We start from the raw sequence: 18,503 nt of genomic DNA on the forward strand, positions 1-18,503 counted from the left end.
GGCCCGCTGACACTCAGACGCCCTGGCTGACCGAGCTCATGTTGAAGTCCGGCACCCGCAGGGCCGGCATGGCGGCCCGGGTGAACCAGTCGCTCCACTCCCGGGGCAGCGTCTTCTCCGTCCGCCCCGCCTCGGTCGCCCGGCCCAGCAGGCCGACCGGGGACTCGTTGAACCGGAAGTTGTTCACCTCGGCGACGACCTCGCCGTTCTCCACCAGGTAGACGCCGTCCCGGGTCAGGCCGGTCAGCAGCAGGGTCGCCGGGTCGACCTCACGGATGTACCACAGGCAGGTCAGCAGCAGCCCGCGCGTGGTGCCCGCGACCATCTCGTCCAGGGAGCGGTCGTCGCCGCCGTCCAGGATCAGGTTGTCGGCCCCCGGGGCCACCGGCAGGCCGGTCAGGGCCGCGCTGTGCCGGCTGGTCGTGAGGTGCTTCAGCCGGCCCTCGCCGATCCACTCCGTCGACCGGACCGGCAGCCCGTTGTCGAACACCGACTGGTCGCCGCCGGAGGAGTGCGCGATGACGAACGGCGCCGACTCCAGGCCCGGCTCGTGCGGGTCGCTGCGCAGGGTCAGCGGCAGCCCGGTCAGCTTCTCGCCCACCCGGGTGCCGCCCCCCGGCCGGGAGAACACCGTCCGCCCCTCGGCCGCGTCCCGGCCCGACGCCGACCACAGCTGGTAGATCATCAGGTCCGCCACCGCCGTCGGCGGGAGCAGCGTCTCGTACCGCCCGGCGGGCAGCGCGACCCGCCGCTCGGCCCAGCCCAGCCGTACGGCCAGCTCCGCGTCGAGCGCCGCCGGGTCGACGTCCTTGAAGTCCCGCGTCGAGCGGCCCGCCCACGCCGAGCGCGTACGGTCCGGGGACTTGGCGTTGATCTCCAGGGTCCCGTTCGGCTGGTCGTGACGCAGCCGCAGCCCGGTCGAGGTGCCCAGGTAGGTCGACACCAGCTCGTGGTTGGCGAAGCCGTACAGCTCCCGGCCGCCCGCACGCGCGCGTGCGAACGCCTCACCGAGCGCCGGTGCGAAGTCCGCGAACACCGCCGAGGAGGTCTCGACGGGCGCCTCCGTGAACTCCGGGGCCGGCGCCACGCCCGTGACCAGCGGCTGGGCGTCCTCGGCCGGGCCGGCGCCGCGCGCGGCGGCCTCGGCGGCCCGCACCAGCGGCTCCAGCTCGTCCTCGGTCACCGCGGTCCGCGAGACGACCCCGGAGGCGGTGCCCTCCTTGCCGTCCACCGTCGCGATCACGGTGAGGGTGCGCGAGCGCGTGACGCCGTTGGTGGTCAGCGCGTTGCCCGCCCAGCGCAGGTTGGCGGTCGACTGCTCGTCGGCGATGACGACACAGCCGTCGGCCCGCGACAGCTCGAGGGCGCGCTCCACGACCTCGTGCGGCTTGATCGTAGGGGCGCTCATCGGCCGGCCTCCTGGGTGGTGTTGAGGATGTTGACGCCCTTGAACAGGGCGGACGGGCAGCCGTGCGAGACGGCCGCGACCTGCCCCGGCTGGGCCTTGCCGCAGTTGAAGGCACCGCCGAGGACGTAGGTCTGCGGACCGCCGACGGCGGCCATGGAGCCCCAGAAGTCGGTGGTCGTCGCCTGGTAGGCCACGTCCCGCAGCTGCCCCGTGATCCGCCCGTTCTCGATCCGGAAGAAGCGCTGCCCCGTGAACTGGAAGTTGTACCGCTGCATGTCGATCGACCAGGAGCGGTCCCCGACGACGTAGATGCCCCGGTCGACACCCCCGATGAGGTCCTCCGTGGACATGCCCGCCGGGTCCGGCCGCAGCGACACGTTGGCCATGCGCTGCACCGGCACATGGCCGGGGGAGTCGGCGTACGCGCATCCGTTGGACCGCTCGAACCCGGTCAGCCGGGCGATCCTGCGGTCCAGCTGGTAGCCGACGAGCGTGCCGTCCCGCACCAGGTCCCAGGACTGCCCCTCGACGCCCTCGTCGTCGTACCCGATGGTCGCCAGCCCGTGCTCGGCGGTGCGGTCGCCGGTGACGTTCATCAGCTCCGAGCCGTACTTCAGCTTCCCGAGCTGGTCGAAGGTGGCGAAGGAGGTCCCGGCGTAGGCGGCCTCGTAGCCGAGGGCCCGGTCCAGCTCGGTGGCGTGCCCGATGGACTCGTGGATGGTCAGCCACAGGTTCGACGGGTCCACCACCAGGTCGTACAGGCCCGGCTCGACGCTCGGCGCCCGCATCTTCTCGGCGAGCAGCTCGGGGATGCGCTCCAGCTCCTCGTCCCAGTCCCAGCCGGTGCCGGTGAGGTACTCCCAGCCGCGTCCGACCGGCGGCGCGAGGGTGCGCATGGAGTCGAACTCACCGCTCGACTCGTCGACCGAGACCGCCGTCAGCGACGGATGCAGCCGCACCCGCTGCTGCGTGGTCACCGTCCCCGCCGTGTCGGCGTAGAACTTGTTCTCGTGGACGGTGAGCAGCGAGGCGTCGACATGGTTGACGCCGTTCGCCGCGAGCAGCCGCGTGCTCCACTCCGTGAGCAGCGCCGCCTTCTCCTCGTCCGGCACGGTGAACGGGTCGATCTCGTACGACGACACCCACGTCTTCTCGGCGTGCACCGGCTCGTCGGCCAGCTCGACCCGCTCCAGCGACCCCGCGGCCTTGATCACCTGGGCGGACAGCTTCGCCATCGCCACCGCCTGCGCGGCGACCTTGGCCGCCGCGTCCATCGTCAGGTCCACGCCCGAGGCGAACCCCCACGTGCCGCCGTGCACCACCCGCACCGCGTACCCCAGGTCCGTCGTGTCCGAGGACCCCGCGGGCTTGCCGTCCCGCAGCCGCCAGGAGGCGCCGCGCACCCGCTCGAACCGGAAGTCCGCGTGCTCCGCCCCCAGCGCACGCGCGCGTGCGAGCGCCGCGTCGGCCAGGGCGCGTAGGGGTAGCGCGAGAAAGGTTGGATCGATGCCGTGGGCCACAGGAGGCTCTCCCCTATCGAATGGGTTCACTTCGGTTCTCTTCGACGGTTCTCCGCGAGCGGACAGGCCGCAGTCAAGCACGTCAGAACCGGGCGTGGTGTGTCCACCGGGTTTCCCGACGGCGGATCACGGCAGGTCACGACAGGCCCCGGACGGCCCGGCCAATGCCTCCGGTACGTGCCCGCGGATGAACGCAAAGTGGCATGATGACGCCATGCAGGGGTGGGGGAGTGATTTTCGTACCTGGCTCTCGTCGCTCGACGAGCACGACATTCGCAGCTTATTGACGGCGCATCAGTGTCTGCGCCACCAGTCCTGCGCACGCGGCCATGACGTCCGCAGCCGCACGACGATCACCCGGCGTGACCTGAACACCTTCCGGGTGTGGGTCACCAGAGCGAGACAACCGCAGCTCCAGCTGGCCGGATCCTGCGGCCTGACCTGGGCGTACCACGCGCTCGTCGAGGACCACGGCTGCCCCGACGAACTGCTGGGCGATCCGACGCTCGAACAACTCCAGACGATGTTCAGCGTCCTCGAACCCACGCTCGCCCGCTGCGCGCTGTACGGACTGCTCTCCCCGGAGCTGCAGAAGACGCCGTTCGCGCGCCAAGCCCAAGGACACGCGGACGCGCTGCGCGCGGCAGCCGACCGTCAACCCCCGTCGAATCCCGCTGAGATCCTCAGGAGAGTCGTGACAGCAGCAGTGCACCACGGTCCGGACGGCGTGCAGGACGCCGACGGCGGGGGCGGCGGGGCGGCGGAGGAACGGCTCGACGTCTGGCTCGCCGAACTCGCCGACTCCGGCCGGGAGGTGGCGGCCACGCTGCGCGCGGTGGCCGACGTGGTCGAGTCCGGCCGGCGTCCCACGGCGGCCCAGGACCTGGCGGACACCGTGACGGCGTGGATCTGCCTGCGCGACCGCGTCGCCGACCGGTGCGCGGACGAGGGGGTCGACTGGTCGCACGAGTCCGACTACGCGTGGCTGACCGCCGAGCGGGCACGGCTGGAGAGGTCCCGCGCGGAACTCGCCGCGCTGCGGGAGCGCTCCGAGTCCTACGACGCGCTGATCGACGCGGCCATGGACCCGGACGAGGCCGCGACGCTCACCATGCTGCGCAACCGGGTGCGGGCGCAGATCGACGAGCTGGAGAGCACGCTCGGGACCGGCACGCCGACGCGGCCGGCCGCCTCGACGAAGGTCCGGGAGACCGTCGTACCGGAGCCGGATCCGGAATCCGAGGTGGAGGCCGCGGTGGAGGCCGAGGCCGCGGCGGACGACACGCCTGCCGCGGAGGCCGTGGAGGTCATCGAGTCCGCTGAGCCCGTGGAGTCCGCTGAGCCCGTGGAGGCCGTAGAGACCGTCGCGTCGGAAACGGAACCGGAACCGGAAGTCGAGCCGGAGGCCGCTCAGGAGCCCGAAGCGGAGGTCGAGGCGGAGGTCGCCCCCGAGCGCGCCGAGGAGCCCGGCGACGCCGCCCCCGCCCCCGCTGCCTCCGAGCCTCCGGCGAAGAACCCGGAGACCGTGAACGCCCGAGCCACCGGCGCCCGCATCACCGCGCCCGCCCCGCAGGCCCCCGGCGAGGAGCCGCAAACCCCCGACACGATCCTCGAGCGGGAGCCCTGGCCGCCCTCCGTCGCGGACGCCGACTGGGACGTACGGGCCCCCTGGGAGACGGGCAAGGAGCCGCCGGTCGCCGTCCTGGTGCGGTCGGGGCGGCTGGCCGAGGCCTACTGGATGACCGAGGCGTCCGCCGAACCCGCCGTCCGCGCGCGGGCGCTGGCGTTCGCGGCCGCCGCCTTCGACTGCGTGACCGAGTCGGAGGCCACGGACGTCCAGATCATGCACGACATCGACCAGGTGCCGCTCGCCCGGGACCGGGACGCCTACCTCGTGGCCCTGGTGGCCGCCCTGCGCGCGGGGCTCACCGCCTGCTGGCCGCACGTGCTCGTCGGTGACTTCTCCCCGCCGGCCGGACTGGCCGAGCCCTGGCAGGAACTGCTCACCGTGCTGGTCGCCGCCGTGCGCAACGGCCGGGCCTTCGACCCCGGCGCGCACCACCCCGACGACGCGCAGCAGGACCACGACCTGCGCGAGGAACTCGGCACACAGGCCCACCAGCTGCTCGACAGCCTCTCCCGCCGCAAGACGATGTACCAGCGCGCCACCCGCGTCCTTCAGGACCTGGTCGGCCCGCGCGGAGAGCTCGGCCTCGCCCTGCGCGACGTCATCCAGTGGGTGGAGGGCGGCCCCCTGCCCGCCACCGACTTCCGCTCCCGCGCCGAGCAGCTGCGCGGCGCCGACCACGTCGACCGGCTGATCGAGAACACCGACAGCCGCTTCCGCACCCCCAAGCAGGCCAAGGAGCCGATAACCGCGGGCGCCCTGCGCCAGCTGCACGCGGCCTGCCGGTCCGTGGCGGACGTGCTGACCAAGGCAGACGCGGTCGCCGCCAACCTGCTGCGCCCGGCCGGCCTGTCCCAGTCGGGCATCCCCGAACTGGCCTCCGCGCGCCGCGCCCTGCGGGACGTGGCACCGCCGCCCGGCGTGGGCGGCGCGGCCCTGGAACTCCTCCACCAGTGGCTGGAGGGCGAGCTGCCCCAGCCGGCCGCCGAGGACCGCCCCGGCCCCGAGGACGGCAGCCCCCGCCCCACCGCCGACTGCCTGCTCACCCTCTCCGACCTGCCGCGCGACAGCGTCGGCCTGCCCGACCTCCAGGACCCGCGCACCGCCCGCCGCATGGCCGCGCTCATGGCGCCGCCGCACGCCGAGCACGCCCTGCGCCGCTACCTCACCCGCGGTGACCTGCACCTCGCGCGCTCGCTCGTCGACGCCGTACGGCAGGACCCCGGCGGGTACGGGAACCCGGACGCGGAGTGGGGCGAGGGGGCCGAACGGCGGGTGCAGCAGGCGCGCGAGAACTGGCGGGAGACCGTGCGGCGCCGGCACGCGGAGGCGGCCGGGCTGCTCGCCCAGATGCGCACGCTCAACCTGCTCGCGCCCGACCAGGAACGCGAGTTCGCGGGCCGCCTCCAGGAGTTCGCCGACGGCGAGAAGGGCGGCCGCTACCGGTACGCCGTGGAGCGGCTCGAAGCGCTGCGGGGCGAGCTGTCGCAGCTCGTGCAGGAGTCCACCCGCCGCCAGCGCCAGGAGCTGGAGCAGCTGCGGCTCACCCCCGGCGCACTGCTCGACCCGGCCGACTACGACCGGATCGCCGGTCTCATCACCGAGGGCGACACGGTGACCGCCGAGGAGTTCCTGGCCCTCGCCCGCGGCGGCAAGCCCCTGCCCGAACGGCCCGAGGACGACGGCGAGGAACTCGCCGTGTTCCTCGACGGCCTCACCGGTCCGGGCGTCCCGCAGCCGGGCGGCGACGGCGTCGACGCCGACTGGTGGGCCGCGCGCTACGGCTCGGGCGCCCCGCTGACGGAGGCGGCCGACCTGGGCCTGCGCTCCTTCAAGGCGCTGTGCACCCGGCACGGCCGCAACAGCGAGTGGCAGCAGCACCTCCCGCGGGTGCTCAGGCTGCTCGGCCTGGAGCCCAGCGGCCAGCCCGTCGTGGAGACCCGGACCCAGGGCGTGCGCCGGTTCAAGGTCCGCGCCCGGGTCGCCGAGCGCCCCGGTTACGTCGCCGCGCTCGGCTCCCAGGCCACCTCCTACACCGTCCAGCTGATCTGGGAGGAGCAGCGGGCCAACGGCCCTCTCGCCCACCTGGAGGACGCCGACGTCGACGCCAACGTGGTGCTCTACCTGCACCCGCTGGGCGCCGAGGGACGCCGTCGCCTCGCCGAGGCGTCCCGGGCCGGGGCCCAGCAGGCGCTGGTCGTCGACCCGGCCGTGGTGGGCTGGATGGCCGCCCGCGCCCCCGGCAGCTTCCGCGCGCTCCAGCGCGTCACCCTGCCCTGGGCGGCGTACAACCCGTACACGCCGTTCGTCGCGGGACTGGTCCCGCCGGAGGTCTTCTACGGCCGCGACGAGGAGATGCGGGAGGTGATGGACCCGCGCGGCGGGCTCTTCCTGTACGGCGGCCGCCAGCTCGGCAAGTCCGCGCTGCTGCGCCGGGTCGCGAAGATCTTCCCGCGCCGCTCCGACAACTACGTGGCCGTCTACCTCGACCTGCTCAAGGCGGAGATCGGCCAGGCCGAGGCGCCCGACAAGATCTGGAGCCTGCTCGCGGAGGAACTCAAACGCCGGGGTGTCTTCGGCAACAAGGTGTCGGAGCAGGCGGGCCCCGACGTCATCGTGCGCAAGCTCGGCGACTGGCTCGACGCCGACGAGTCGCGCCGGCTGCTCGTCCTCGCCGACGAGGCCGACGCGTTCCTGACGGCCGACTCGCGCCGGACGTTCCGCATGGGCGGCGAGTCGACGTTCCCCAACGTCAAGCGCTTCCAGCAGCTCATGGAGCACTCGGAACGCCGGTTCAAGATCGTCTTCGCGGGTCTGCACCAGGTGCAGCGCTTCGGCGCCCTGTCGAACGTCTCGACGGCGCACGGCGGTCCGGACGTCCTCGTGGGTCCGCTGAAGCAGCAGGCGGCCCTGCGGCTGGTCACCGAACCGATGGCCGCCCTCGGCTATGTGTTCGAACGACCGGAACTGGTGTGGCGGATCCTCGCCATCACCAACTACCAGGCCAACCTGGTGCAGATCTTCTGCAGCGAGCTGGTGCGCACCCTGCACTCGCGGCCCTACGCCGTCACCGGCCGCGCCACCGCCATCTCCGAGGCCGACGTGCAGGAGGTCGCCGCCTCCGAGACGCTGCGCCGCCGGATAGCGGAACGGCTGCGGTTCACCATCAACCTGGAGGACCGCTACCGGGTCCTCGCGCTCCTCATCGCCCTGGAGAGCCTGAAGGACAAGTACCAGGGCGACTACAGCGCCAAGGAACTGCTCGACCTCGCCCGCGACGCCTGGCCCGAGGGCTTCGAGGAATGCGGGGTGCAGCAGGCGGAGATCTACCTCAACGAGATGGTCGGACTGGGCCTGCTGATCCGCCTGGGCGACCGCGCGCGTTTCGCCGTGCGCAGTCCGAACGTCGTCAACATGCTGGGCACCCGCGAGGAACTGGAGACCGAGCTCCACGAGACCGAGTTCGGCCTGCCCTACGACTACAACCCGCGCGCCGCCCGGCGCATCCTGGGCCGGGACCGCAGCACCGGCGCCCCGCGCTACAGCCCGCTGACCGAGGGCCAGCTGCACGAGGCCGCCCAGCCGGGCGTGTCGGTGGTGGCCACCACCGCCCTGCACCAGCCGGACCTGGTGCTCCAGGCCGTCTCGGCGTTCGCCGAGGGACGCGGTGTGAAGGTGCTCAAGGTTAAGCGCGGCGAGGACCTCGGTGCCGTCCTGACGGCGGCGGCCGCGGCCCGCCCGCGCACGGCCCACGTCGTCCTCGCCGACCTCAGGGGCGTCGCGGCCGACGCCCTCGGCGAGGAGCTGCGGCGGTGCGTCGAGCACGCCGGTCCGGCCGCCGACAAGCACGTGCCGCAGAACGAGGGACGCAAGAACAAGCAGAGCCGCTCGGTCGTCGTGGTGGCCGACGCCGGCGCGGTCGGCGTGCTGCGCGGCGGCGACGAGGGCCGACGGCTGCGGGTGCGGACCCTCCAGCCGCGCCGCTGGACCGCCGAGTCGCTGCGCGCCTGGCCCGAGTGCCCGTTCGTCGACCGCGAGGACCGCCGCCGGCTCACCGACGCCACCTCCGGCTGGCCGCAGTGGACGGAGGCCGCCGTCGCCGACGTCTCGCTGCGTGGGGCGACCCTCGACGACGCCCTCGACCACATCCGCACCGTCACCGCCAAACCGGCGAACGTCGACGCCCACCTCAGGAAGTCCGGCCTGAGCGAGCACGACCTCACCCTGCTCACCCATTGGACGGAGTACGTCGAGGAGGGCCAGGGCGTACCGGTCGACGACGTGGAGGCGGCCACCGGCCTCGGCCCCGAGGAGACCCGGGACTGGCTCGCCCACCTGGACGAGCTCAACGTCGTCGACGAGACGGACGGAGGCATGGCACTCGACCCGGTCACCTTCCGGGCCGTGCGCGCCCGCGCCGCGGAGAGCGCGTGACGGCGTACCCGCCCGGCCGGGCACTCGTCGGCCTGCCGGGCGTCAGGGCGCAGGTCGACGAGATCGCCGCCCGGCTGGCGGCGGGCCTGAACTGCCTGTGGCTGCTGCCCGACCAGCTGGTGGAGACGGGACAGGCGGAGGAGCTGTACCGGGCCGCGCTCACCACCACGCCCGACCGTCTGGACGTGGCCCCGCCGACCGTGTTGACGGTGCCCGCCCAGCGCGGACCGGCCGGGGCACCGGGTCAGGACCACTGGGACGACCCGGAGCACCGTGCCGGAGAGGCCGCTGCCGCCGATGTCGCCGACGACGCCGACGAGGGCTGGGGCGACCTGCCCGCGCTCGACTTCGACGACGATTTCGACCTCGGCTGGTCGGACGTCCGCCCCGCGCGCCCCGCCCGGCCCGCGGTGCGCGAGCAGGCCGTACCCGAGCTGTTCGAGCGGCTGGGCAAGGAGCTGGCCGTCGAGCCCGGCGAGGTCGTCGCACGGCTCACCGACCCCGCGCGGCGCTGGCGGCCCGTGATCGGGCTGCGCGCCTGGACCGAGCCCGACGACCCCGGACCGGCCGTGCCCGGCCCGCGCGGCGGCGCCGTCCGGGGCGGGGCCGTGCAGCGGCTCTTCCACGCCCTGACCGCCGCGGTCAAGGACGCCGGTCTGCCCCCGCAGGCCCGCCCCCGGCTGCTGGTCGTGGCCCGGCTGCGGGACGTGCCGCAGGCGCTCACCGACGAACTCGACCGGGACATCGCCACCACCGCCGTGCACTGGTGGTGGGGCACGGTCGGACGCCTGGACACCGCGACCGTGGTGGCCTCCGCCCGTGAGCGCGGCCCCGGCACCACCGTCACCCAGCGCGTCCTGACCGCCGTACGCGAGGAGGTCGTCACCGAACTCGCGGCCTTCGACCTGGCGCTCGCCGAGCGGCTGGCGGCCCGGTGGGACGGCCGGGCGGGCGGGCTCGCACCGGCCCTGCGCTCCTGCCTGGACGACTCCCTCGTCGCCGCCGCCGGCCTGTGTCCCGAGGCGGCCCTGGACGCGGGGACGCGCCGCCGCCCCGGGTCACGGCTGCGGCCGGCCTGGGCCCGGGGACTGGTGCAGTCCTGGGAGGGCAGGCTGCGCCGTCACCCGGCGGTCTGGTACGCCGCCACGGCCACCCCCGCCGAGGTCGACGTGCTGCTGGGGCAGGCCCAGCAGCGTGTGGTGACCCCCTGGATCGAGGACGCCCGCGCCCAGCTGGCCCGGCTCGGGACGCGCTACGCGACCCGCCCGCTGGCCGACCTGGTGGCGGCCCACGCCGCGCGCCCGCCCGCCGACCACCGCACCCGGCCCGAGGCGGCCTTCGCACAGCTGGAGGTCGGCGCGCTGCTCGGCGCGCACCTGGCCGGCGGGCTGGCGCTGCCCGACGAGGAACTGCGCCTGCTGAGGGAACTCGTCACGGCCAGGAACGTCCTCGCCCACCGCGGCGCGCTGCGGGACACCACCCTCCACGCCCTGTGCGAGCAGCTGACGCTCGCCCATCGGCGCTGGGCGAAACTGTAGGGACCCCACAGCGACACCCCTGACCCACTGTCGGTGCCCGAATGTCCCCGACCCGGAGCGGACCGATAGGTTTCGAGGGAAGCCGCCTGCCATCCACGGGTTCGGGCGGGTGTGTCAGACCCCTATCGAAAGGGTGATCCGTTGAGCCGCTCGGTTCTCGTCACCGGAGGAAACCGGGGCATCGGCCTCGCCATCGCCCGCGCGTTCGCCGACGCCGGCGACAAGGTCGCGATCACGTACCGCTCGGGCGAGCCGCCGGCCGGCTTCCTCGCGGTCAAGTGCGACATCACCGACCCCGAGCAGGTGGAGCAGGCCTACAAGGAGATCGAGGACGCGCACGGTCCCGTCGAGGTCCTCGTCGCCAACGCCGGCATCACCAAGGACCAGCTCCTGATGCGCATGTCCGAGGAGGACTTCACCTCGGTCATCGACACCAACCTCACCGGCACCTTCCGCGTCGTCAAGCGCGCGAACCGTGGCATGCTGCGCGCCAAGAAGGGCCGCGTCGTGCTCATCTCGTCGGTCGTGGGCCTCTACGGCTCGCCCGGCCAGGCCAACTACGCCGCCTCCAAGGCCGCTCTGGTCGGCTTCGCGCGTTCCCTCGCCCGTGAGCTGGGGTCGCGCAACATCACCTTCAACGTCGTCGCGCCCGGCTTCGTCGACACCGACATGACCAAGGTCCTTACCGACGAGCAGCGGGCGGGCATCGTCGCCCAGGTGCCGCTCGGCCGGTACGCGCAGCCGGAGGAGATCGCCGCGGCGGTGCGGTTCCTCGCCTCGGACGACGCCTCGTACATCACTGGAGCCGTCATCCCCGTTGACGGCGGACTGGGAATGGGTCACTGATCACCATGAGCGGAATTCTCGAGGGCAAGCGCGTCCTGATCACCGGTGTGCTGATGGAGTCCTCCATCGCCTTCCACACCGCCAAGCTGGCCCAGGAGCAGGGCGCCGAGATCATCCTGACCGCGTTCCCGCGGCCCACGCTGACCGAGCGCATCGCCAAGAAGCTGCCGAAGCCCACCAAGGTCATCGAGCTCGACGTCACCAACGACGAGCACCTCTCCCGCCTCGCGGACATCGTCGGCGAGGAGCTGGGCGGCCTCGACGGCGTCGTCCACTCCATCGGCTTCGCCCCGCAGGACGCCCTCGGCGGCAACTTCCTCAACACGCCGTTCGAGTCGGTCGCCACCGCCATGCACGTCTCGGCGTACTCCCTGAAGTCGCTCACCATGGCCTGCCTGCCGCTGATGCAGAACGGCGGCTCGGTCGTCGGCCTCACCTTCGACGCGCAGTACGCCTGGCCGCAGTACGACTGGATGGGCCCGGCCAAGGCCGCCCTGGAGGCCACCAGCCGCTACATGGCGCGTGACCTGGGCAAGCAGAACATCCGCTGCAACCTGGTCTCCGCGGGCCCGATCGGGTCCATGGCCGCCAAGTCCATTCCGGGCTTCGCCGAGCTGGCCTCCGTGTGGGACACCCGTGCCCCGCTGGAGTGGGACCTGAAGGACCCCGAGCCGGCCGGCCGCGGTGTCGTCGCCCTGCTGAGCGACTGGTTCCCGAAGACCACCGGCGAGATCATCCACGTGGACGGCGGTCTGCACGCCATCGGCGCCTGACCCCCGCGGTACGTCCCGACGCCCCGTTCCCCGCCTCGCGCGGGGAGCGGGGCGTCACCCGTTCGGCTCATCCGGCCAGGCGCGCGGCGCTCCCGACCAGCGACGATGAAGTACGCGTACCGCACGCGGAAGTGCGCGTACGGCACGCGTTTCCCTCCCCAGCACCGCCGAGGAGGTCCCCTTTGTGCGCCTGTCCCGCAGCCTCGCCCCAGTGACCGTCGCCGTCTGTCTCGTCCTGTCCGTGCCGTACGACGCGCTGCCGCACGCGCGAGTGGAGGCACCGGATCCCACCCCCACCGCGGAGCCGTTCGGCGCGGAGTGCCGCGTCGGCGTCCACGGCTCCCAGGTCGTCGCCCACTGCCACAACCCGCACGCCACCGTGGACCGCGTCCGCCTGCACATCGAGTGCGCCCGCTGGTGGGACCTCGACACCGACGGCGCCCCTGCCGACGCGGGCCCCGCCATGACCGTGCGGCTGACCGGCCGGTGCTGGAAGGAGGTCGGCGCGGCCTGGGTCAGCCACCAGAAGCTGTGAACCGGCCGGGCCGGCACAGGAAGGGATAGCTCGCCGCCTCCGCGGCGGCCCTCTCCGCGTCGCCGGCCCGGATCGCGTCCACCAGCCGTCGGTGGTCCATGTACGTCTCCGGCGTCAGCTCCGCGCCGACGTCGGCGCGCAGCCAGTCCCGCAGCACCTCGCCCAGGTCCGCGTACATCGCGGTCATCACGTCGTTGCGGGAGGCGGCCACCACCGCCAGGTGGAAGGTCGCGTCCGCCGTCACGAAAGCCTCCGCGTCGCCCGACTCCCAGGCCTCCTCGCGGCGCAGCAGCAGCGCGTCGAGCTGCTTGAGGTCCTTCTCGGTGCGCCGCTCGGCCGCCAGCCTCGCCGCGGACGACTCCAGGGTGGACCGCAGCTCGGCGATGTGCCGGGGGTCGGCTCCGGCGAAGCGGCGGTGCATCACACCCGCCAGCTCGCTGGTCGCGGCCACGTACGTGCCGGAGCCCTGCCGGATGTCCAGCAGGCCGTTGTGGGCGAGCGCGCGGACGGCCTCACGGACCGTGTTGCGGGCGACGCCCAGCTGCTCGACCAACTCGGGCTCGGTCGGGATGCGCGAACCCACCGGCCACTCGCCCGAGGTGATCTGGGTGCGCAGCGCGGCGATGACCTGCTCGGACAGTGCCGACCTGCGGGGGTGGTTGAGCGGCATGACCGTCCTAGGGGTGGGGGAGAGTGTTCCGAGTATTCATCCTATGATTCTATGATGGGGTTATGCCGCTGGGAAATCAGGAAACCGGGACGACGATGTCCACCTCCATACGCAGTTCCGCCGACGACCTCCGCACGGCGCCCACGCGCGCGTGGCCGCGTCGTCTGCTGATGACCGCCATCGTCCTCGCGGCTCTCAACCTGCGCCCCGCCATCACCAGCCTCGGCGCCCTCCTGGAGGAGGTCCGCGACGGACTCGGCATGAGCGGCAGCGTCGCCGGGCTGCTCACCTCCGTGCCCCCGCTCTGTTTCGCCGTCTTCGGTGTCATGGCCCCCCGCCTCGCCCGCCGCTTCGGGCCGGGCGCGGTGGTCTGCGCGGGCATGGCGGCCATCGCCACCGGGCTGGCGGTGCGGCCCTTCGCCGGCGGCACCGCGGCCTTCCTCGCGGCCAGCGCCCTCGCCCTCATGGGCATCGCCGTGAGCAACGTCCTCATGCCGGTCATCGTCAAGCGCTGGTTCCCCGACCGGGTGGGATCCATGACCGGCCTGTACTCGATGGCCCTCGCCCTGGGCACCTCGGCCGCCGCCGCGGTCACCGTGCCGGTGACGGACGCCCTGGGCGGGAGCTGGCAGTCGGGGCTCGCGGTGTGGGCGGGCCTCGCCGCGGCGGCCGTGGTGCCGTGGCTGCCGCTGGCGCGCGAGCGAGGGCGGACGGCGCACCAGGAGGCGACGCCCGCCCGGCCCGCGGAGGCACCACAGGCGACGCCCGCCCCGCGCGCGGAGGCACCGGTCGGGCTGCGTGTCACCCGCAGCCGCACCGCCTGGGCGCTCGCCGTCTTCTTCGGGCTCCAGGCCACCGCCGCGTACGTCACCATGGGCTGGATGGCGCAGATCTTCCGGGACGCGGGCGTGGCCGCGGGCACCGCCGGACTGCTCCTCGCCGTCACGATGGTGATGGGCGTCCCCCTGGCCTTCGTCATCCCGCGCCTGGCGACCCGGCTGCCGCACCAGGGCCCCATCGTGATCGCGCTCGGCGTCTGCGGACTGGCCGGCTACGCCGGTCTGTACTTCGCGCCCGTCGGCGGCGCCTGGGCCTGGGCCCTGCTGATCGGCGTCGCCAACTGCGCGTTCCCGCTGGCCCTCACGATGGTCGGCATGCGGGCCAGGACCGGCGCGGGCGTGGCCCAGCTGTCGGCCTTCGCGCAGAGCACCGGCTACCTGATCTCGATGCCGGGTCCGCTCCTGGTCGGCGTGCTCTATCAGCACAGCGGCGGCTGGGGACTGCCGCTCGCGCTGATGGCGGCGCTGATGCTTCCGCAGATGGCCGTCGGCGTCCTGGCGGGCCGTGACCGCACGGTCGAGGACGAGGCCGCCCGCTGACCCCGGGGCGAGCGCCGCGGGCGCGGGGTGCGAGACTTGCCGCATGCCAGTGCTCGACCCGAACCCGCAGAACGGCCAGAAGAAGATGCTGCTCGTCTTCGGCGCGTTCCTCCTCATCTTCGTGATCATCGCCGTCATCGCGACGATCGCCTCCCCCTGACGCCCCGCCCGCCGGGCATGGTGGGGTTAACCCCCCTGTCCCCTAGGGGGTGAGGGTCAGGGTCAAGTGGGTGGATCACCGGATGGGTTGAGGGTCGCGGAGTCCGTACCTTCGAGATGTGGCCGCGGAGCGCGGACACGGACCGCGAAGCGGGACCACGGACCAGTCGAAGCCAGCGGAGGCACCCATGTCGGCGCGTACGCACATCCGGCCCCACCCGGTCACCCCGGGCGGCGTCCGCACCCGCCTGCCCTGGTGGGCCCTCGCCCTGCCGACGCTCGCCTTCGTCAGCCTGCTCCTGCTGATGCTGAACCCCTCCGACGCCCACGCGACCGCCGGCGACCCGGCGATCACGCACCTCGTCGAGCGCGTGCGGCAGTTCCTCACGCGCTAGCCCGTGTCGATCACGCCCCGGGCACACCCTTCACATCCCGGTCCGCGAGTGAAGGGCCATGTCAACTCCCTGCGCCCCATGGCGTGTTTCATGCGAAGCTGGGAGTCATGAGCGTCGCAGAACCCCGCAGGATCGTCCTCTTCCGGCATGCGAAAGCCGACTGGCCACAGGTGACCGACCACGAGCGCCCGCTCGCTGAGCGGGGCCGCATGGACGCCGCCGTCGCCGGACGCAAGCTGACCGACACCGGTATCCCCTTCGATCTGGCCCTGTGCTCCACCGCGACCCGCACCCGGGAGACCTGGAAGCTCGCCGTCCAGGAGTTCCCGCAGCGGCCGAAAACCGTCTACGAGGAGCGGATCTACGAGGCCTCCCCGGGCGAGCTGATCGCCCTGCTCAACGAGACGCCCGACGACGTGCGCAACGTCCTGCTGATCGGCCACAACCCGGGCATCCAGGGTCTCGCCGACATTGTCTCCGGCGCGGCCGAGGGCGACGCCCGCGAGCGGATGAACCGCCGCGGCTTCCCGGCCGCCGCCTTCGCCGTCGTCTCCTTCGACGGCTCCTGGAAGAGCCTGGAGCCGGGCGTGGCCACGCTGCTCGACTACTGGGCGCCCTCCGAGTGACCCTCCGGCACACGCGGGCCCGGCACCTCCACGGCGCCGGGCCCTGCCGTTTCCGTGTCCGGCCGGGGAAGGGCCGGCGGCTCCTCGTGGGTGTCCGCTGACTGAGGGCTACTCGTGGGTGTCCGCCGCCTCGACCTCTTCGCGCGTGATGCCCAGCAGATACAGCACGGTGTCCAGGAACGGCACGTTCACCGCCGTGTGGGCCGCCTCGCGGACCACCGGCTTGGCGTTGAAGGCGACCCCGAGACCGGCCGCGTTGAGCATGTCCAGGTCATTGGCGCCGTCACCGATCGCCACCGTCTGCGACAGGGGTACGCCCGCCTCGGCGGCGAACCGGCGCAGCAGCCGCGCCTTGCCCGCGCGGTCCACGATCTCCCCGGTGACCCGGCCCGTCAGCTTCCCGTCGACGATCTCCAGGGTGTTCGCCTGGGCGAAGTCCAGCCCGAGCCGCTCCTTGAGGTCGTCGGTGACCTGCGTGAAGCCACCCGAGACGACACCCACCTGATAGCCGAGCCGCTTCAGGGTCCGGATCAGGGTGCGCGCACCCGGCGTCAGCCGCACCTCGGTGCGCACCTTCTCCACCACGGAGGCGTCCAGCCCCTCCAGCAGCGCCACGCGCGCGTGCAGCGACTGCTCGAAGTCCAGCTCACCGCGCATCGCCGCCGCCGTCACCTCGGCGACCTTGTCCTCACAGCCGGCGTGCGCGGCGAAGAGCTCGATCACCTCGTCCTGGATGAGGGTGGAGTCGACGTCCATGACGACGAGCCGCTGGGCCCGCCGGTGCAGCCCCGCCGCCACCACGGCGACATCCACGCCGAGCGCGGCCGCGTCCGTGACCAGCGCGGTGCGCAGCGGCTCGGTCTCCACACCGGAGACCGCGAACTCCACCGCGGTGACCGGGTACTTGGCGAGCCGGAAGATACGGTCGATGTTGCCGCCGACCTTGGTGATCTTGGCGGCGACGGCGGCCGTGGCCTCGGCGGTCAGCGGATGCCCGAGCACGGTCACCAGGGAGCGGCCGAGACCACGGGGACGGTTGTCACCGAGGCCGGAGATGATCTCCGCCTGCATCTTCATCGACTCCGCCCAGCTGTGGACGGTCGACCTGAGGTCCCCCTCCAGCCCGCGCGGCGGCTCGGTCACGAGCGCGCACAGCACCATCCGGCCGCGGGTGACGACCTGCTCGATGTCGACCACGTCGACGGAGTACGCGGCGAGGGTGTCGAAGAGGCCGGCCGTGATGCCCGGCCTGTCCTTGCCGAAGATCTTGACAAGGAGAGTGGGGACATCGGCTGGCGAGGTCTGCGAAGCGCTCATGGTGTGTCCACCGTATCCGGCCACTCCCGGTCACCGCCGCCGAGGTCCGTCTAGCGGACACGGAACAGTACGTGTCCTGCGGGTGACCTCCGTCTGAAGCCCCGGGTGGGGCGCCGGGGCCGCGCCCCTCACCGCGGCCTCCGCGGCTTCTTCGGCCCGGGCGGCGAAGCCGGGGGAGGGGGAGGCGGCGGAGGCGGCCCGTCGTCCGCGGACCCCTCCGCGTCCCTCCGCCGGGCCGGCCCATAGGGGCGGACCACGGTGGGGGCGTCGGACAGATCGCGCCGGGGCGGCAGCAGCTCCCCGGACCGGGCGGTGGCCGAAGGATCGGGCGGCTGGGAGTCGTCCGGTGGCGGGGACGAGGGCCGGGCCCGCGGCGGCGATACGTCCGGACGCCGCCCCTGTCCGCGCACCCATCCGGCCCGACCGCCCCCGCGCCCGGACCCGCCGCCGTCCCCACCCCCGCCCCCGGACCCGGACCCTGATCCGTTGCCTCCGGGCGGTCGAGCGTCCCGCCCGGGCTCGGTGTCGCCGCTTCGGGCCCACCGGGGCCGACCCCCGCCGGACCCGGACCCGCCCGCAGGCCCCGGACGTGCGTCCTCCGGCTCCCTCGCCCCCTCCGGCAGCCGCAGATACGGATTGGTCGCCGGGTTGGGAGGCCGGTACGGCGTGCTCGGCGAATACGGCCCCGACGACGGATCGCCGGCGGAACGCGGCACCCCGGACGGTTCGCTGCCGGGGTGCGGCATCCCGGACGGTTCGCCGGCGGATCGCGGTGCCCCGGACGGTTCGCTGCCGGGATGCGGCATCCCGGACGGTTCGCCGGCGGATCGCGGTGCCCCGGACGGTTCACCGCCGGAACACGGCCCCCCGCACGGTCCGCCCACTCCCACGTCCCGAACTCGCCCCGCCCCCACCGCCAACGGCGCCGCCCGTCCGCCCGCCGCCCCGGTCGCGCACGCCAGCAGCGCCCCCGCGGCTCCCGCCGCCGCGCCCCACCCGGCCCCCAGCAGCAGCGCCATGCCGAGGTGCCCGTGCAACTCGACGCCGGCGCCGAACGCGTCGAACCCGAGCACCGACAGGGACGCGCTCACCGACACTTCGGCCAGCCAGGCGAGCAAGGGCAACGCCAACGCCGTCACCACCCCCAACCGCAACGCGCAATCCCCGACGAAACGAAGGCCCATGGAACTCCGCCCAGCACCGCCACGCAGCACCCCGCCACCGCCCCGGCCACCCCCGGCCCCCGACACACCCCGACCGCCACCGGCCCCGGTCC

14 protein-coding genes are annotated in these 18,503 nt (G+C 73.5%); 9 read left to right on the forward strand and 5 right to left on the reverse strand.

Features of this window, described 5'->3' with window-relative positions:
* Window positions 1-13: 13 nt before the first annotated feature.
* Together ALMP_RS16585 and ALMP_RS16590 are read right to left on the reverse strand one after the other, a co-directional pair.
* Window positions 14-1,408 carry a metallopeptidase TldD-related protein gene (locus tag ALMP_RS16585; protein ID WP_264928721.1) on the reverse strand — a complete coding sequence of 465 codons (1,395 nt, stop codon included), beginning with the start codon at window positions 1,406-1,408 and terminating at the stop codon, window positions 14-16.
* On the reverse strand, window positions 1,405-2,928 hold the full coding sequence (locus ALMP_RS16590) for a TldD/PmbA family protein (RefSeq protein WP_264928722.1): 1,524 nt from the start codon (window positions 2,926-2,928) through the stop codon (window positions 1,405-1,407). Before ALMP_RS16590 ends, ALMP_RS16585 begins: the two co-directional genes overlap by 4 nt.
* Before the next feature lie 283 nt (window positions 2,929-3,211).
* On the opposite strand from ALMP_RS16590, the gene ALMP_RS16595 reads away from it, so the two are divergent.
* From ALMP_RS16595 to ALMP_RS16615, 5 genes are all read left to right on the forward strand, one after another.
* Window positions 3,212-8,989 (forward strand): hypothetical protein, encoded by a 5,778-nt coding sequence (locus ALMP_RS16595; RefSeq protein ID WP_264928723.1) that lies wholly within the window; start codon window positions 3,212-3,214, stop codon window positions 8,987-8,989.
* Window positions 8,986-10,527, forward strand: coding sequence for a hypothetical protein (locus tag ALMP_RS16600; protein WP_264928724.1), 1,542 nt, complete (start codon window positions 8,986-8,988; stop codon window positions 10,525-10,527). The genes ALMP_RS16595 and ALMP_RS16600 overlap by 4 nt, the downstream gene beginning before the upstream one ends.
* A gap of 141 nt (window positions 10,528-10,668) precedes the next feature.
* Window positions 10,669-11,373, forward strand: a complete 705-nt coding sequence (gene fabG, locus ALMP_RS16605; RefSeq protein ID WP_264928726.1) for a 3-oxoacyl-[acyl-carrier-protein] reductase — start codon at window positions 10,669-10,671, stop codon at window positions 11,371-11,373.
* Window positions 11,374-11,378: 5 nt separating this feature from the next.
* Window positions 11,379-12,146, forward strand: a complete 768-nt coding sequence (fabI, locus tag ALMP_RS16610) for an enoyl-ACP reductase FabI (RefSeq protein ID WP_264928728.1) — start codon at window positions 11,379-11,381, stop codon at window positions 12,144-12,146.
* Window positions 12,147-12,330: 184 nt separating this feature from the next.
* Window positions 12,331-12,681: a hypothetical protein gene (locus tag ALMP_RS16615; protein ID WP_264928730.1), complete on the forward strand. Its 351-nt coding sequence runs from the start codon at window positions 12,331-12,333 to the stop codon at window positions 12,679-12,681.
* Here the strand turns inward: ALMP_RS16615 and ALMP_RS16620 are convergent.
* Window positions 12,662-13,351, reverse strand: coding sequence for a FadR/GntR family transcriptional regulator (locus tag ALMP_RS16620; protein WP_264928732.1), 690 nt, complete (start codon window positions 13,349-13,351; stop codon window positions 12,662-12,664). The two genes, ALMP_RS16615 and ALMP_RS16620, sit on opposite strands and share 20 nt — an antisense overlap.
* A gap of 95 nt (window positions 13,352-13,446) precedes the next feature.
* Here ALMP_RS16620 and ALMP_RS16625 point away from each other — a divergent pair, with 95 nt between their 5' ends.
* From ALMP_RS16625 to ALMP_RS16640, 4 genes are all read left to right on the forward strand, one after another.
* Complete coding sequence (locus ALMP_RS16625; RefSeq protein WP_264928734.1) at window positions 13,447-14,730, forward strand: CynX/NimT family MFS transporter; 1,284 nt, start codon at window positions 13,447-13,449, stop codon at window positions 14,728-14,730.
* Between the two features lie 43 nt (window positions 14,731-14,773).
* Entirely contained in the window at window positions 14,774-14,890 is a 117-nt protein-coding gene (locus ALMP_RS16630; RefSeq protein ID WP_264928736.1) for an SGM_5486 family transporter-associated protein, read from the forward strand.
* A gap of 187 nt (window positions 14,891-15,077) precedes the next feature.
* Window positions 15,078-15,284, forward strand: a complete 207-nt coding sequence (locus ALMP_RS16635; RefSeq protein ID WP_264928738.1) for a hypothetical protein — start codon at window positions 15,078-15,080, stop codon at window positions 15,282-15,284.
* A 107-nt stretch (window positions 15,285-15,391) separates the two neighbouring features.
* Entirely contained in the window at window positions 15,392-15,910 is a 519-nt protein-coding gene (locus ALMP_RS16640) for a histidine phosphatase family protein (protein ID WP_264928740.1), read from the forward strand.
* A gap of 108 nt (window positions 15,911-16,018) precedes the next feature.
* Here ALMP_RS16640 and serB read toward each other — a convergent pair whose 3' ends face one another.
* Together serB and ALMP_RS16650 are read right to left on the reverse strand one after the other, a co-directional pair.
* Complete coding sequence (gene serB / locus ALMP_RS16645) at window positions 16,019-17,227, reverse strand: phosphoserine phosphatase SerB (protein ID WP_264928742.1); 1,209 nt, start codon at window positions 17,225-17,227, stop codon at window positions 16,019-16,021.
* A gap of 128 nt (window positions 17,228-17,355) precedes the next feature.
* Window positions 17,356-18,477, reverse strand: coding sequence for a streptophobe family protein (locus tag ALMP_RS16650; RefSeq protein WP_309299485.1), 1,122 nt, complete (start codon window positions 18,475-18,477; stop codon window positions 17,356-17,358).
* Window positions 18,478-18,503 lie beyond the last annotated feature (26 nt).

The organism is Streptomyces sp. A012304, assembly GCF_026008495.1.
GTDB lineage: Bacteria > Actinomycetota > Actinomycetes > Streptomycetales > Streptomycetaceae > Streptomyces.

Coding starts and splice junctions, on each gene's coding strand:
- ALMP_RS16585 (WP_264928721.1), bottom strand. CDS start 1,408: ATGAGCGCCCCTACGATCAAGCCGCACGAGGTCGTGGAGCGCGCCCTC.
- fabI (WP_264928728.1), top strand. CDS start 11,379: ATGAGCGGAATTCTCGAGGGCAAGCGCGTCCTGATCACCGGTGTGCTG.
- ALMP_RS16620 (WP_264928732.1), bottom strand. CDS start 13,351: ATGCCGCTCAACCACCCCCGCAGGTCGGCACTGTCCGAGCAGGTCATC.
- ALMP_RS16625 (WP_264928734.1), top strand. CDS start 13,447: ATGTCCACCTCCATACGCAGTTCCGCCGACGACCTCCGCACGGCGCCC.
- ALMP_RS16630 (WP_264928736.1), top strand. CDS start 14,774: ATGCCAGTGCTCGACCCGAACCCGCAGAACGGCCAGAAGAAGATGCTG.
- ALMP_RS16635 (WP_264928738.1), top strand. CDS start 15,078: ATGTCGGCGCGTACGCACATCCGGCCCCACCCGGTCACCCCGGGCGGC.
- ALMP_RS16640 (WP_264928740.1), top strand. CDS start 15,392: ATGAGCGTCGCAGAACCCCGCAGGATCGTCCTCTTCCGGCATGCGAAA.
- serB (WP_264928742.1), bottom strand. CDS start 17,227: ATGAGCGCTTCGCAGACCTCGCCAGCCGATGTCCCCACTCTCCTTGTC.